This window comes from Dethiosulfatarculus sandiegensis (assembly GCF_000931935.2).
GTDB lineage: Bacteria > Desulfobacterota > Desulfarculia > Desulfarculales > Desulfarculaceae > Dethiosulfatarculus > Dethiosulfatarculus sandiegensis.
The window spans coordinates 285,467-300,557 of record NZ_AZAC01000034.1 but is presented as its reverse complement, the minus strand read 5'-3'; the positions used below and the strand labels follow the sequence as shown (position 1 = coordinate 300,557).

Below are 15,091 nucleotides of genomic sequence, written 5' to 3'. Positions count from 1 at the left end.
TCATCCTATTTAAACTCATGGGCCAGGATGTAATCACGTCCGGAATCCGCTCCATGGCAACGGATGCATCCACCTGGTTTGCCTGCCGGTCCGGCCTCCCCCTTGGGATTGTATTTGACCCAGTACCAGTCACCGGCATCGGGATTATAACCCTTGACCTTGTATTGAACCGTGATGTTGTTCAGCTTCTTATCCCCGTCATAACCTTCTTTCACCTCGATGGTCCCGTAGGCGGCCGGCAGGTTCTTAATATTCAGACCGATCTTGTTTACATAGACCTTTACATAAGCGCCGTGCGGGGAGTTTGAGGAGCGCAAGCCCTTGAAATCAGGCCACTGACCCCATTTCTGGTAAGGATCGGTCTTTGTTATATGGCGCCACAACTCATTTGAATTCGGGCCGGGCATGGGTGAAATTGCCCACACCAGGCCATAGACGCAAAATCCAAAGCAAAACACCAGAATAAGAATCAGACCCAACCTTTTCATGGTTCTCTCCTCTGGTTAATTGATGATTTTAGCAGGGACAGGGTTATCTTTCAGCGTGCAATCACTGTTGATGCTTGTCAAGTCGCATTTTTGGTATCATGTTTCTCATGTCCTATTTACATAGGCAAAACCAAAGGGCCAATTACAAACGCCCTTGAAAAGGAAAAACATGAACCATCCTTCAACCATTATTATCGGAGCTGGAATTTCCGGATTATCCGCCGGCATTCACGCCCTGCAAAACGGGTTTGACACCCTTATTCTGGAGCAGGCAGCCAAGCCCGGCGGAGTGGCCGCGACCTGGAAGCGAAAGGGATATCAAATAGACGGAGGCATCCATTTTCATATGGGCCAACGGCCCGGGACCAAAAGCTACGAGCTATACCGCCAGCTTGGGCTGCACATCGGCCTGGACTACCAGCCCCTGGACACTTATCTCCGTTTTATTGACCAGACCAGCGGCCGTTTTTTTGATGTAAACAAAGACCTTAAGCAATTATCGGCCAAGGCGGATGTCATGTTTCCCAAAGACACCCGCTTTACCAGGCGTTTTTTCCGGCAGGCCGCTAAATTTAAAAACATAGACCTGGAGATGGAAGCCGCCCCTGAACTGACAGACCTTAAATCCAATGTCAAGTCAGTCTGGGGCCTCGGCCGGGCAATCAGATTCATGGGCCCCACCTATAACCAGGCCATTAAAGACTATGCCATGGATCTGAATTCATCCTGGCTGCGCTGGATATTCAACCACCTCTTTTTACCCGAAGTTCCGGTCTGGTTCGTGCTGATGCTCTTGGGGCTTTTCAGCTCAAACCAGCTTCATACCTGCGTCCAAGGATCACTGGGATTTACAAACGCCCTGGTGAAACGCTTTTGTGAGCTCGACGGCAAAATTCGCTACAACGCCTCTGTTCAGGAGATCATAACTGCTGGCGACCGGGTTAAAGGAGTGCGCCTGGCAAATGGAGAAGAGCTTAAAGCAAACCGTGTAATTACCGCCTGCGACGGGCTTTCGGTTTTCTATGGCATGCTTGGCGGTAACTTTATGAACAAGGGAAGCTTTGAGCGCCACCATAAATGGCCTCTTTTCAAACCTGTTGTAATGGTCAGCCTGGGTCTTATGGCCGACACCCGGGAGCTGCCCAAATTCATGGCCTTAAGGCCGGATTCTGCGATCACGGCAGGTAATATAAACGACAGCGGCCTTATGATCCGCTTCACTCCGAATCAGGTTCAGGGTCAAGATCAAAATCAGACCGTACTTACGGTAATGGCAGAAACAGACTGGGACTATTGGGCCGCACTCAGAGGCGACCCGCACGCCTATGACAAAGAAAAGCATAAAGTATGCGAACAGGTGATCAGAATTTGCGAAAAACAATGGCCAAAACTTTTATCCGGCATAGAAATGACTGATGTGACAACGCCTATAACCACCTGGCGTTACACTAAAAACCACCAAGGAGCCCATGAAGGCTTTTTGCCGACCCCCCAGGCCGTCAGGGCACAGATACCCCGCACCCTGCCTGGTCTAAAGGGGCTGGTCATGGCCGGTCAATGGGTGCAACCCGGCGGTGGAGTTGTTCCCTGCCTCAGCTCGGGGCGCACAGCTGTTAAGATAATTTGTAAGGATCTGGGCAAAAGGTTCGTGACTGTCTGACAGTTGGGACTTTAAAGGCTAATTCTTTTTCACCTGTTCAGCTAATAAAGGCAGGACCCAAGTGGCCCTGCCTTTATTAATATAAAAAACTTTTCCGAAATTTCAGCTCGGTCGCTTGACGAAACTTAAACCTCCCCAAGCGGCTTTAACTAATACCCAGCCCCTTTCAACTCATCCTCCGGAAAAACCGAGAATCTTTTAAAGTGTTCTTCCTTTTCCCAAAATCTCTGATTTTAGGGGCGCCTCGGGGTCTCCCAAAAATCGCAGATTTTTAGGGGTGTGTTTATTTGCCCTTACTCGCGCTTTCCATAATAGCGGTCAGACGGAGGCGCTCCAGTTCGTCAGCCACCTTGGCATAAACACTGTTCTGGGTGTAAGCGCCGTCTTTTTTCAGTCGACCGGCTTTTTTATTGGTAAAGACCTCCAGGGCCTGTTCCACTGTATCCACGGCAAAAACCCTGAAATCACCCTTGGAACAGCTATCCACAATTTCAGGATCAAGCATCAGGTTCTTGACATTGGCCCTGGGTATGACCACGCCCTGGGTGCCGGTGAAGCCCCTTTCCCGGCAAAGTCGGTAAAAGCCCTCCACCTTTTGATTCACCCCGCCAATGGCCTGCACCTGGCCTTTTTGGCTTACGGAACCGGTTACGGCCAAATCCTGGCGCAGGGGAACCTTGCTCAAGGCGGATAAAAGAGTCAGTAACTCGGCCAGGCTGGCAGAGTCGCCATCAATCATGGAGTAGCTCTGTTCAAAGACCAGACTGGCAGTCAGGGCCAGGGACCTCTTGCTGGCGAAACGACCATTTAGAAAACCCGCCAAAATCAGTACGCCTTTGGTATGAAAAGGGCCGCTCAATTCAGATTCCCGATCTATGGCCAAAACCCCTTTTTTGCCAAGCCCCGCGCTGGCAGTTATGCGACTGGCTGTACCAAAGGCATGATCACCTGAGTCAAGCACAGCCAGCCCGTTGATTTGGCCGACTTCAGTGCCCTGGGTCTCAACATTTATAAAACCACGGGTCACCGCTTCCCTGAGACGTTCTTCCAACATCGACGCCCTGCGGCGGCGGGCCTGAATGGCCCTTTCCACATCTTCGCCCATTACTTCATTATGCCCCGCCTTTTGGGCCATGTAGCCGCTCTCCAAAACCAGGTCATCAACCTCGGAGAGGCGCAGGGTCAAGCGTTCCCTGTCACCTGCCAGCTCACCTGCCAGCTCAACCAGCCTGGCCAGGGCGCTGCGGTTCAGGGGCGGACTCTCTTCTTTTTCATTTAACCTGCAGACATGGCTCAAAAAAGAGCGCACCTCCCCCTCTTTCCAATCCATGCGCTCGGCCATTTGGGCCCGCACCTTGAAAAGTTTGGAGAACTGGGGGTCATAGTTGTGTAATAACTGATATAGGTTGCCGTCGCCGACCAACACAACTTTGATATTGAGGGGCATGGCCTCCGGCTTCATGGTCTTGGTCACGGTGAACCCCATCTGCTCCATGGGATCTTCCATCTCCACCGCGTCTTTACGCAGGGCTCTTTTCAAACCATCCCAGGGCAGCCACTGCCGCAGCATTTCAAGCATGGGAATCACTAAAAAACCGCCGTTGGCCAGATGCAAGGCGCCGGGCTTCAGCATGGTGAAATCGGTAAACAAGGCGCCCATACGGGCCTGACGTTCAATGCGTCCGAAAAGATTGGGGAAAGTGGGATGGTCGGCCTCAACCACCGGCGCACCCTGAAGCTCGGAGTTGTCTACAAAAACATTTACCTTGTATTCCTGAAAACTGGGTTCGTCCGAGCCCATGGCAACGGGCATCTGAGCCTGGCTGTCTCTTTTTTTGAATTTTTCGAAATTTTTGACTATGTTTTCCCGCACCTGCTCCAGATAGACCATGACCTCAAGCTGTTCACTGTATTTATCAAACAACTCGTCAAACAAATGGCCGACCGCGAAAAGCACCATTTCCCGGTCAAGCTGCTCCATTCGCTCACCTAAGGCCTTTTCCATGGTGCCGAGTTGGCGCAACCCTTCGGTAACCCGCGCCTGAATCCGATCGCTGCGGGTGCGCAGCTCTTCCCTTTCGTCGTCGGTCATCTCCCGGATGGTGGCTTCGGACAAAGGACGTCCGTCTTCATCAGCCGGAGCCACCATAATGCCGGTGGGTTCAAATTTAAGCACATATCCGGACTCTCTGGCCTCCTTATCCAGGTTGCTGAAAATCTCGGTTCTGACGTGCTTGAAGTCATTGGTCAGGGTTTCCTTTTTCTTTGAATATTTTTCGCCGTCAAAGACTTCCGGTATCTTTTGTCCCAGATTAAGGAGCAGGTCCTCCATTTCCCGGGCCATGACCTTTCCACCGCCCTGGGGCAGGCGCAGGATGCGGGGTTTTTCCGGCTGGGCGAAGTTGTAAACATAGACCCAGTCCGGCGGAGGAGGCATCTTTTTAGCCACATCCTCCAGATAGGTCATCACCAGATGGGTCTTGCCTGTACGGGGAGGTCCGGCAACAAAAACATGATATCCCTTTGACTTCATCTCCAGGCCAAACTCCAAGGCTTCTTTGGCCCGGTCCTGGCCCAGGACCTTTTCAGCATGGTCCTTACACTGTTTGCTGTTTTCAAAGGGTATCTTTTCCGGATCAAATCTGCGCCGCAGAAGATCAAGTGGTAGAGGGGAGACTTTTGCTTGAGGCATCAACAACTCCTCCGTGATTAGACAAGATTGGGATGCTTGCTTTTTCGAATAATTATTTATTTCAGCATAGCATAAGCTTAAAGCCAAGCTTAAAGCCTCTTGCCTTGCTGCCAAAAAAGATGAGCCAGAAAGACAACTTATTGTTTAGATAAAGAAAAATGAAATTATAGAGGTGAAGACCACAAAATAAAGCCCCCTTGAGGGGGCTTTAAGCTGAATTAACTCGGATATTAATTTTTCAACAATGCCCAGTCAGGGTCGCATCCCACATCGCAGATGCGGTGCGGCCCCTTATGGACTGGATTAAGGGAGTCAAATCAGAGATTTTTGGCATGGTGGAGACTCCCGGACCGGTGCATGGCCTTTGGCCCAATGCACTTAAGGCTAAAACCGGTCCTGTATAAACCTCTCTGATCAGAGGCACCCACACCTCTGGGCACTCGCCCATGGAAGCCATATCAGTGACCATCACATGGGCCGGCTGGCTACGCAACTGCGCCAAAGCCGAATCCAGGTCCGTTTTCACACATACGCCGAAACCGGCTTCTTCCAGCTCTTCACGATACAGCTGCGCCAACCTTGGGTCCCTTTCGACCACAAGGACTTTTACCATGGCACACCACCTTTTAATGCTTATCTTAAGAATAGCAGATTCTCATACTTTAAGTATGGGGAAATTATCAGCTTAGGGTTTTTTTACTTATTTCTATTGAAAATTATTATCGATAATATATTAGAATCATTAAATTTTCAGATTTAGTGCTTTATGTATCGAACGGAGCTACCCGAAATTTCGGCACCCTTCAGAAAGGGGCGTTTGCTCCATGGATTCTTCCCGGAACAGATTACGGATCAATGCCTGAAATAGAATGAATAAGGTTATACTTTAGTCTGAGTAAATGGAGGTCTCTCTGTCCTATATTTGACAGGATTTATGGCAGTCAAGTTACTTAGTAGCTAAACACCCTGATTTTTTTAGAAATTTTTCTATGTATTGTTTTCGACATGTGTCCGATTTTGGACACAAAGATTTCTAATCAACCAGCTGCAACATAGCTATCAATAATTTTTTCCAAAAAGAAGCGGAAATAAGTTGAATTGTAAATTTCTAATTTTTATAGCTAGTTAAGTGATTACAAAAAAATAGTCTCAATAAATCGCTTTCACACACCTCCAAGTGGCACATAATTTGCTTAGGCAGAGGGCAAATAGCGGCATACTCCGCGAGGGAGAAAGGAGATCTTCATGAGGCGTAAGAAGAAAAGTAAAGTCCAGAAGTGGTCCCCATTACCTCAAGAAGATATGGCCAAATGGATGAGCCATCCGGGAAATCAAATGATTACCTGCCCCAATCAGCCGGGTAATCTGAAGATCTCCCAAAGCTCCTGCGCAAAACGCTATGTAGCTGCCAACGAGCCCAGATGGGCCAATATCGGGGCTGAGCCCTTTCCCATTTTTGTAATCAAAATGAACCTTATTCCTTGCCGTAACTGCAAGGTGGGAGAGGCCCAGGCCAGAAGCCTGTCCGAAAGGGCAGCCTGATTATATGCCCCACTATCTGAAAGGGGCTCTCATGCCCCTTTCAGGTTCCCCAACCCCAGGCCCACGCTGCTAATGCGTGGGCTTTTCTCTGAGCTTCAGTTTAATATGCGCTAAATAATCACTTATTACCGAAATATCGACACCACCGTTAAATCCATAAACTTTTCGTCATTGCAATCTAATCAAAAAAAGGTCTTGATGCAAAATCGGTACATTTTTCCAGACTAATGATCTTTTCTGATCTGATTTTTAAGATTTTTTGACCCAATTTCCACCCTAACCTTCCGACTTTTTTCCACCTGCCGGAGTCGCCGCCCAAAAAGACACCCGGAAAAATCCCCAAACCGGAAGATCCAGCCTAATTAGGCAAAGCCAGACAAGATAGCTAAAAGTACTTACCCTGAGTGTAAGGCATTGCAAATTCAGGACATAGCCGTTAAAAACATAGGTTAAAGCAGCACCTGAAAAAGAAAAAATAATCCTGAGTAAAGGTTGTTTTAAGCCTTTCGACCTTTTATCTAAGTCAGAATTATTCTTCCAGGCATTCTAAAAACAGGCGTTGGGTGTAATTTTGTAGACAATTTTTCCTAAAAAATTTAAAGTGCTTTTCCTATTTTTGGGCGGCGGTCCGATCCCATGGAGGAGTGAATGCAGTTGAATCTGACCCAAAAAATACTTGAAAACCATTTAGTAAAAGGCGATCTTAAGGCCGGGGAGCCAATCGCCCTCACCATTGATCAGACCCTCACCCAGGATGCCACCGGCACTCTGGCTGCCCTGGAATTCGAAGCTCTGGGCCTAGAAAAGGTTCGCACCCAGGTTTCGGCTTCCTATGTAGACCACAATATCCTGCAGGCAGATCACAAAAATCCGGATGACCATCGCTTCTTACAGTCGTTCGCCGCCCGCTTTGGCCTTTGGTTTTCACCGCCGGGCAACGGAATTTGCCATCAGCTGCATATGCTCAATTTCGGTAAACCGGGTTGCACCCTTTTAGGATCGGATTCTCACACTGTTCATGCGGGTGGCCTGGCCATGCTGGCCATGGGGGCCGGCGGCCTGGACGTGGCCGCGGCCATGGCCGGAGAGGCCTTTCATCTTACCTGCCCCAAGGTCATGGGCATACGGCTGACCGGCCAATTACCGCCCTGGATAGGCGCTAAAGATATAATTTTAGAACTCCTGCGCAGGCTCACAGTCAAGGGTGGAGTGGGATGGATTCTGGAATATTTTGGTCCCGGGGTTGAAGAATTAAACCTTCCCCAGAGATGCGCCATCTGCAATATGGGGGCCGAACTTGGAGCCACCGGCAGCATTTTTCCCAGTGACCAGACTACGAAAAACTTCCTTACAAACCAAAAAAGAGAGGCTGATTTCGCCTCAATGGCAGCTGATCCCGAATCAAAATACGACCAAGTGGTGGAGCTGAATCTCTCTGAATTGGAGCCCCTGGTTGCCTGTCCATCAAGTCCGGACAATGTAAAAACCGCACGTGAACTGGCCGGTGTTCCCCTGGATCAGATAATTATCGGCTCCTGTGCTCACAGTGGTTACGGCAGCCTCATGAAGGCGGCCAATAATCTAAAGGGACGCAAAGTAGATGAATCAACCAGGCTGCATGTCAACCCCGGCTCCAGGCAAGCCCTGGCCCAAATCAGTATGAACGGCGGTTTGGTTGATCTTTTGGAAGCCGGAGCCAGAATTCACCAGAGCGGATGTCTGGGCTGTATTGGCATAGGCCAGGCCCCGGCCACTAAAACCAACAGCCTGCGCACCTTCCCACGCAATTTCCCCGGCCGCTCGGGCACCATAAACGATCAGGTGTATTTAGCCGGGCCGGAAGTGGCCACAGCCAGCGCGCTTTTCGGCAGGATAGCAGACCCCAGGGAAATCGGCTTTGACCCCGTAATCCCGGATCCTCCTGATCTCCACCCCGATGCCCTGATTCCTCCTCCGGAAGATGGTGCCAACATCAAGATCAGGCGCGGTCCCAATATCGCCCCATTCCCCGAGCTGAAGCCCCTACCCGAGGAGCTTGAATGCAAGGTGGTTCTGAAACTGGAAGACAACATCACGACCGACGACATAATGCCCGCAGGCAGCAGTATACTGCCCTTGCGTTCCAATATTCCGGCTATTAGCCAATTTGTCTTTCATAACAAAGACAAGGATTTTGCAAAACGGGCCCAAAACTACGGAACCTGCGTGGTGGTGGGCGGGGAAAACTATGGTCAAGGCTCCTCCAGGGAGCATGCGGCACTGGGCCCCAGGTATCTGGGAGTGCGTATCAAACTCGCCCTTTCCTTTGCCCGCATCCACAGGGCCAATTTGATCAACTTCGGCATTGTGCCCCTGACCTTCAAGAACCCCTTGGATTATCAAAACCTGAGCCAAGACGAAACAGTAGTCTTCACCGGTCTGGTTGGGGCTATCCTTAATGGTGAGGAATCCATAACCGCCCGGGTGGGTGAGCAATCCATGACTTTTGTCCTTGAGGCAAGCCCCAGGGAAAGGGAAATCCTGGCTGCCGGTGGCCTTTTAAACTTCATAAAGGGCAATATCTCTGACTGAATCTAAGTAAAGCCGGGAAAATCAAGTTCAGATGATCAGGCTCGGTCCGCCCCGGGCCTGATCATTTTTCCGCCAATGGATTTGCCTGGCCGGGTTCTTTAGATCAAACTAACACTTCATGTAAGTAAATCTCCCGCTGACAGCCCGGAAAAAAGAAAAACTTTCTGCTTAAAAGGGGCCACACTTGATTCAACTATATATTTTTATTAATATATTTTTCCGATTCCTCTTGAATATCCTCTCACCTTTTCTAAATAACCCGTTCCGAACAAAAGGTTGCAAGGCAACTTTTTACCAATTACAAAGCATTTTAATCAATGTGCCAGGACGCAAGCCCGCTTTCATGTGATAAGTTTTACAAATCGACCCGCCAACCAGTGCCCGGCGGGTGGGTTAAGGTGACTTGACTTTCGTGTGGGATGAAGTGCGACGGGATGCTATTCGGTGTATTAAAAACGCAAAGCGTATTAATGCATTCGCTCCACTCAAGATCCTTTTACAGACCGGGTCCCGACGAATTGCCTTAGCAGGCGGGGTCGTTTTAAAATCGGCCTTTTGTGTAACCAAAAAACTGTTCGACTAATGGTTAAGTTTCGTGCAGGAAAAAAAACATAGCCCAATCAACCGCCACCGTTTTATGGAAAGGGACAAGACATGTTCCGAGATCGGATAAGATACGCACCACTTCTGGATAAAATTACAGAGGCCCATGAGGCAGCCTCCCATATTAAAGACGGAACCAACCTTTTTATCTCTGGTTTCGCCGCGGGCTACCCCAAGGAGGTGCCCAAGGAACTGGCCAGGCGGGCGGCCAATGGAGAAGAATTCAAGATAAACATCTTTGCCGGGGCATCCACCGGCGAGGAACTCGACGGCCTTTTAGCCAAGGCGGGAATTGTGGGCATGCGCAGGCCCTACATGGGCGACCGGGCCATGCGCAAAATGATCAATGAGGGCAAAATCCGTTTCAAAGACGACCATTTGTCGCAACTATCGCAGATGGTGAGAGCCGGAGACTGCGGCACGGTGGATATGGCCCTGGTGGAGGCTGCCGCCATAACCGAAGATGGCAACATCATCCCCACCTTGAGTGTGGGCAACACTCCCAGCTATGTGCAGAAGGCCGATAAAATCATAATCGAAATGTCGGGAGAGGATCCGCCTACCATGGAGGGCATCCACGACATTTATGTTCCCGAAGACCCGCCCTATCGCATGCCCATCCCCATTTACCGCACCTCTGACCGGGTGGGCAAGCCCTTCATCGACCTTGACCCCAACCGGGTTGTGGGTGTGGTTTTCAGTAAATCATCAGAGAGTTATCACCACTTCTCCGAACCGGGAGAGGTCCCCAAGAGCATTGCCCACCGCATCCTTGACTTTGTGCGCCATGAGATAAAAAAGGGCCGCCTGCCCAAGGGGCTTCCCTGGCAGGGGGGCGTGGGAGATGTGGCCAACGCGGTTCTGAGCCAGTTTGCAGATGACGATTTTTTTGATGAAATGGACTTATATTCAGAGGTCCTGCCCGATTCGGTCCTGGACCTGATTGATCGAGGCAAGATGCGATGCGCCTCGGGCTCTGCGGTAACCTTTTCCAAACAGGCCAGGGAACGATTTTTTGAACGCATTGACAATTACAAGCGCCATATGATATTGAGGCCGGTTGAAATCAGTAACAACCCGGAGATAATCAGAAGGTTGGGTGTTATGGCCATAAACACCGCCCTTGAGGTGGATATCTATGGTCAGGTCAACTCAACCCACACCCTGGGCTCACATCTCATGAACGGCATTGGCGGGTCCGGCGACTTTGAACGCAACAGCGCCCTTTCCTTTATGGTCACCCCCTCCACCGCCAAAAACGGCCTTATCTCAGCGGTGGTGCCGATGGTGAGCCACGTTGACCACTCAGAGCACTCGGTTGATATCATTGTCACGGAAAACGGACTGGTGGACACCAGGAACCTCACTCCCCGTCAGGCAGCCGAGGCGATCATTAAAAACTGCGCCCATCCCGATTACCAAGACGCCTTATGGGATTATTTCCATAGGGCGGTCACTGAGCGGGGAGGTCATGAACCCCATATTCTGGAAGAGGCTTTCAGCTTCCACACCAGATTCCTGGAAAAGGGCGATATGCACCTCTGATTTGTAGAAAACTTATATTTCACAAGGCCCACTTCTTTTCATAAGAAGTGGGCCTTAATTTATAAACAACTTAATTCTTCCGAAATGGCAGCCTAGCGTTGCTTAGACATTTTGCCTGTCATTTCTGTTATTTGGACCTTAAGCACCGCAGTTGATTCAACAACCTTCCGGTCGATTTCAACGGAGTCTTCTGTGTAATGGGCCATTATGACGGAAAGTCCCTTTTGTTTTTCATCCGGATCGGTGAGAACCCTGGCCAGTCCAAAGCCCACCAGGCTTTTATAACGCATACTCCATTTACAGGCTCTTTTCCCGCCGTCTATAAGTTCGGCCACTTCTTCCACCTGAAAACAGACATGGTTGTTTTGAGCCAGGATATCCATTTTGCGCCCCTTAAGCGCGCAATGCAGGTAAAGTGAATCACTTTCTTGGTCAAGTCCGTAATTCATGGCCACAATATATGGTTTCCCCTGATCGCAAAGCGCCAGGCGCAGGTGTGACGCCTTTTGGAGCATTTGCCACAGTTCCTGTTTATCCGTTATCTGACGTTCCTTGTGGCGCATCTCCATAAGCACTCCTTTAACAGGGCTAAAGTTTATCAGCCCAAAAGACGATTAATGGTTTCCTGCCAGGCGTTTTTTTGAACCTGCCAGGTAAAGCGGACCGCGAACCTGGTCCAGTCTTCAGACCTGGCCAGGGCCGGGTCCTTACAAAAACGGCTTAGCGCCTTGGCCAACTCGCCTGTTTGGTAGCGAAATCTTTTAGCATAAAACTCTGGATATGCCAAGGCATCCGGCACCAAAGGCCTGGCTCCGGCCAATACCGCTTCAGCCACAGCCAACCCCATAAACTCCTGCTTGGCGGTGCTTACCACCAAGTCGCCCCATTTGAGCCAATCCAGGTATGATTGATATGGCTCGGCCGGCCCCATCTGCACCAGGCGCTTGCCCAAAACAGCCGGAGCCTCATCAAAAATCCCGGGCCAACGGGCCGCCCTTTGCCCCAGCACGGCAACCTTGAAATCCAATCCCTGATCAGCCAGGGCAAACAAGGCGTCAAAAAAGGCCTCCGGGTCTTTATCATGTTCCCAGCGATGATTCCAGATCAGGCGTAAGGCCCCCTGCCTGGAGTTGACTTCAGGCTTCGGGCTCATATCCACCGGCACAGGCAGCACCTCGGACTTGGCTTGTATTACTTTCGCGGCGTCTTTCAAGCCAAAATCAGGCACGGAAAACATAAGCTCATCCACAGCCCCCAGGAATTGATCTCTGTGAAAGCGGGAGTTGAAGACGACTATATCCGCAGCCAGGGCGCTGGTTATATTGGAAACGCCCAAAAACAGGTCCTTTTTTTTCTGCTCCTGGTCAACGCCTCCCGGAGCGGGATAGGTGAGCTGATTTTCATGAAAATAAACCAGGCTGGGCAGGCCTGCCAACCAGGGAGCCAACCCCTTAAGCTCCGCCAGGTTAAGCATGGAGGAGCAAATAAGGCCGTCTGCCTCGGGTCTTTTTTTGCCAAGCTCGCCTGCCAGGCAGGCCGCGCCTCCCCGCATGCGCCAGCGGAAAAAACGCCCCGGCATGGCCCAGATCTGCCACCTGGCCCTGACATGCCTGGTAAGCCCGGAGATAAGGGCCTTGTGCGAGGCGGCCAGATATGGCTCCAGAAAAAGCAAACGCGGCCCGTCATGGCCGGACCGCGTTGTGATAAATCCCTTTTCAGGTGGCATTTTTAGCGGATAATGGTTCTGGGCTTGTGATATCCGCCCTTGACCGAGGAGCAGGGAGAAACCATGGATCTTTTACCCATCACGGTTCCGGGATTGGTTACCGTGTTGCAGCCGGTCTCCACCTTGTCTCCCAAAATAGCCCCGAACTTGCGCCGCTTGATCACATAAAGTTCATCCCCCACGGTTATGCGGTAAGGCTTCTCCAGGATCTTCAAGTTGGCCAGCTTGGTGCCAGCGCCAAGGTTGACTTCCCTGCCCAGGATTGAATCCCCCAGGTAGGCGAAATGACCGGCCTTGGCTCCGTCGAGCATGACGGAGTTCTTGATCTCCGTGGTGTGCCCCACCACGCAGGAGCTGCCCACCAGGCAACCGCCGCGCAAATAAGCGCCCTGGCGCACCTCTGTGCCGGGACCGATAAAACTGGGGCCTTTCAGCAATGCACCCGGCTCCACCTTGCAGCCCGGAGCCAGATGGACCCGGTTATCCATAAAGGTCGCTCCCTGGTAAACCACCGCAGCGTCCGTCACTTCCTTATCACCCAAGCGCACCTTCATGGTGAATTTGGTGGGGTCTCCGCCCAAAAGTTCAAATCCCGAATCATGCACCACACCCTCATGAATCACCACAGTATCCGCCAATACCACACCGTTTCTGGTCAAGGCTTCGGGCAAGGAACCGGCCTCTTCCACACAGCGGATAGTATATTCCTTGATATGGTCCAAGGCGTCCCAGACCAGATCGACTCCCTGGAAAAGAGATCTGTGGCTAAGGCCGTCCAATTCAAACAGGTCTTTGGGTGCAATCATGATTATTCCCTACCAAAACCGTCTGATAGCTATACCCGCGCCATGCAGGTGGTCTTTGATTTGCTTTACCGTATATTCACCGTAATGGGTCATGGAGGCGATGAGCGCGGCGTCGGCCGAGCCCTTGGTGAGCACCTCTGCCAGATGCTCGGGCCTGCCCGCCCCGCCGGAGGCGATCACCGGGATCTCAACCGCCCGGCTTATAAGGCTGGTGAGCTCCAGTTCATACCCTTCCTTGGTGCCGTCCGCGTCTATGCTGTTTAAGCAGATCTCGCCTGCTCCCAGCTCCTGGCCCCTCTTGGCCCAGGCCAGGGCATCCAAGCCCATGGGCTTTCTGCCTCCGTGGATCACCACCTCATAACCGCTGGGGATGGTTGCCGAGACCGGCACCTTAAGCACATCCATGCCCAAAACCACGCACTGGTTGCCAAAGGCATTTGCCCCCTGGCTGATGATCTCAGGTGTTTTCACCGCAGCCGAGTTGACGCTTATCTTCTCGGCTCCGGCCAATAAAACGGCCCGCATATCTTCCAGGTTTCTTATGCCGCCGCCCACGGAAAAGGGGATAAATATGGTGCCGGCCACCTTTTCCACAACCTCGAGCATGATATTTCTGTGGTCCGAACTGGCGGTTATGTCATAAAACACCAATTCATCAGCGCCCTGATCATAGTAGAACTTGGCCATCTCCACCGGGTCGCCTATATCCACGTTGCCCTTGAACTTGATGCCTTTGGTGAGTTTGCCGTCCCTTACGTCCAGGCAAGGGATTATGCGCTTTGATAGCACTTTCTAAACCTCCTTGCCGTCCCAGGAAAGAAAATTGGAGAGAATGACAAGCCCGGCCCGACCGGATTTTTCCGCATGAAACTGGACCGCGGCCAGAGAGCCCTTGGCTACCGCCGAGGCAAAGGTAAGGCCGTATTCCGTTGTACCCAGGACGTGTTCCGGATCTTGAGGGACCGGATAATAGGAGTGCACAAAATAGAACTGGTCCTGATTCTGGAGTCCCTTGAAAACCGGATGGGACTTTCGCCAGGTCACCTGGTTCCAGCCCATATGGGGCACCTTGATCGGCTTTTGCTCCTTTGTGAGCAAAGATGAGTCGAAACGTTTCACTTTACCGGGGATCAAACCCAGGCAAGGTGTCTGCCCTTCTTCGCTGTGCTCAAAAATAATCTGGCACCCCACGCAGATACCCAAAACCGGCTTACCCTGATGCACGGCCCGGCCAAGGGCCTTGTCCAGCCCCAGTCTATGCAAGTTCTCCATGGACGCGGCTGCGGCCCCCACTCCTGGAAAAATTATTCTTTCGGCCCGATCCACTTCACCGGGGTCGTCTGTGATGCGGCATGACGCGCCCAGGTGCCTGACCGCCCGTTCCACGCTGGTCAGGTTACCGGCTTTGTAATCCACGATGGCTAACACTTGTATCTCCTATAAAGGACGGCGCGCCCG

At 51.4% G+C, this 15,091-nt stretch carries 12 protein-coding genes; 4 read left to right on the top strand and 8 right to left on the bottom strand.

Features of this window, described 5'->3' with window-relative positions; all coding sequences use genetic code 11:
- Window positions 1-5: 5 nt before the first annotated feature.
- Window positions 6-488 carry a cytochrome P460 family protein gene (locus X474_RS18840; RefSeq protein ID WP_044351058.1) on the bottom strand — a complete coding sequence of 161 codons (483 nt, stop codon included), beginning with the start codon at window positions 486-488 and terminating at the stop codon, window positions 6-8.
- A gap of 169 nt (window positions 489-657) precedes the next feature.
- Here X474_RS18840 and X474_RS18835 point away from each other — a divergent pair, with 169 nt between their 5' ends.
- Window positions 658-2,148, top strand: coding sequence for a phytoene desaturase family protein (locus X474_RS18835; protein ID WP_044351056.1), 1,491 nt, complete (start codon window positions 658-660; stop codon window positions 2,146-2,148).
- A 283-nt stretch (window positions 2,149-2,431) separates the two neighbouring features.
- Here the strand turns inward: X474_RS18835 and X474_RS18830 are convergent, their stop codons facing one another.
- Together X474_RS18830 and X474_RS18825 are read right to left on the bottom strand one after the other, a co-directional pair.
- Complete coding sequence (locus tag X474_RS18830; protein ID WP_044351055.1) at window positions 2,432-4,840, bottom strand: ATP-binding protein; 2,409 nt, start codon at window positions 4,838-4,840, stop codon at window positions 2,432-2,434.
- A 238-nt stretch (window positions 4,841-5,078) separates the two neighbouring features.
- On the bottom strand, window positions 5,079-5,453 hold the full coding sequence (locus X474_RS18825) for a response regulator transcription factor (protein WP_044351054.1): 375 nt from the start codon (window positions 5,451-5,453) through the stop codon (window positions 5,079-5,081).
- A gap of 632 nt (window positions 5,454-6,085) precedes the next feature.
- On the opposite strand from X474_RS18825, the gene X474_RS18820 reads away from it, so the two are divergent.
- The 3 genes from X474_RS18820 (at window position 6,086) to scpC (ending at window position 11,101) form a co-directional block, all read left to right on the top strand.
- Window positions 6,086-6,382, top strand: coding sequence for a hypothetical protein (locus tag X474_RS18820; RefSeq protein ID WP_044351053.1), 297 nt, complete (start codon window positions 6,086-6,088; stop codon window positions 6,380-6,382).
- A 648-nt stretch (window positions 6,383-7,030) separates the two neighbouring features.
- On the top strand, window positions 7,031-8,953 hold the full coding sequence (locus X474_RS18815; protein ID WP_044351052.1) for an aconitate hydratase: 1,923 nt from the start codon (window positions 7,031-7,033) through the stop codon (window positions 8,951-8,953).
- Window positions 8,954-9,607: 654 nt separating this feature from the next.
- Window positions 9,608-11,101, top strand: coding sequence for a succinyl-CoA:acetate CoA-transferase ScpC (gene scpC, locus X474_RS18810; RefSeq protein WP_044351050.1), 1,494 nt, complete (start codon window positions 9,608-9,610; stop codon window positions 11,099-11,101).
- Window positions 11,102-11,193: 92 nt separating this feature from the next.
- Here scpC and X474_RS18805 read toward each other — a convergent pair whose 3' ends face one another.
- The 5 genes from X474_RS18805 to hisH are packed head-to-tail and all read right to left on the bottom strand — an operon-like array spanning window position 11,194 to window position 15,061.
- Window positions 11,194-11,670 (bottom strand): pyridoxamine 5'-phosphate oxidase family protein, encoded by a 477-nt coding sequence (locus X474_RS18805; RefSeq protein WP_052515402.1) that lies wholly within the window; start codon window positions 11,668-11,670, stop codon window positions 11,194-11,196.
- 29 nt (window positions 11,671-11,699) lie between these two features.
- On the bottom strand, window positions 11,700-12,773 hold the full coding sequence (locus X474_RS18800) for a tRNA-queuosine alpha-mannosyltransferase domain-containing protein (protein ID WP_197282185.1): 1,074 nt from the start codon (window positions 12,771-12,773) through the stop codon (window positions 11,700-11,702).
- A gap of 56 nt (window positions 12,774-12,829) precedes the next feature.
- Window positions 12,830-13,633 (bottom strand): LbetaH domain-containing protein, encoded by an 804-nt coding sequence (locus X474_RS18795; protein ID WP_044351048.1) that lies wholly within the window; start codon window positions 13,631-13,633, stop codon window positions 12,830-12,832.
- 9 nt (window positions 13,634-13,642) lie between these two features.
- Window positions 13,643-14,422 carry an imidazole glycerol phosphate synthase subunit HisF gene (hisF, locus tag X474_RS18790; protein WP_044351046.1) on the bottom strand — a complete coding sequence of 260 codons (780 nt, stop codon included), beginning with the start codon at window positions 14,420-14,422 and terminating at the stop codon, window positions 13,643-13,645.
- 3 nt (window positions 14,423-14,425) lie between these two features.
- Window positions 14,426-15,061: an imidazole glycerol phosphate synthase subunit HisH gene (gene hisH / locus X474_RS18785; RefSeq protein WP_044351044.1), complete on the bottom strand. Its 636-nt coding sequence runs from the start codon at window positions 15,059-15,061 to the stop codon at window positions 14,426-14,428.
- Between the last annotated feature and the right edge of the window lie 30 nt (window positions 15,062-15,091).

What these genes read in the sequence shown, in the direction of transcription:
- X474_RS18795 (WP_044351048.1), bottom strand. Translation starts at nt 13,633, where the DNA reads ATGATTGCACCCAAAGACCTGTTTGAATTGGACGGCCTTAGCCACAGA.
- scpC (WP_044351050.1), top strand. Translation starts at nt 9,608, where the DNA reads ATGTTCCGAGATCGGATAAGATACGCACCACTTCTGGATAAAATTACA.
- X474_RS18825 (WP_044351054.1), bottom strand. Translation starts at nt 5,453, where the DNA reads ATGGTAAAAGTCCTTGTGGTCGAAAGGGACCCAAGGTTGGCGCAGCTG.
- X474_RS18840 (WP_044351058.1), bottom strand. Translation starts at nt 488, where the DNA reads ATGAAAAGGTTGGGTCTGATTCTTATTCTGGTGTTTTGCTTTGGATTT.
- X474_RS18815 (WP_044351052.1), top strand. Translation starts at nt 7,031, where the DNA reads ATGCAGTTGAATCTGACCCAAAAAATACTTGAAAACCATTTAGTAAAA.
- X474_RS18805 (WP_052515402.1), bottom strand. Translation starts at nt 11,670, where the DNA reads ATGGAGATGCGCCACAAGGAACGTCAGATAACGGATAAACAGGAACTG.
- X474_RS18820 (WP_044351053.1), top strand. Translation starts at nt 6,086, where the DNA reads ATGAGGCGTAAGAAGAAAAGTAAAGTCCAGAAGTGGTCCCCATTACCT.
- X474_RS18830 (WP_044351055.1), bottom strand. Translation starts at nt 4,840, where the DNA reads ATGCCTCAAGCAAAAGTCTCCCCTCTACCACTTGATCTTCTGCGGCGC.
- X474_RS18835 (WP_044351056.1), top strand. Translation starts at nt 658, where the DNA reads ATGAACCATCCTTCAACCATTATTATCGGAGCTGGAATTTCCGGATTA.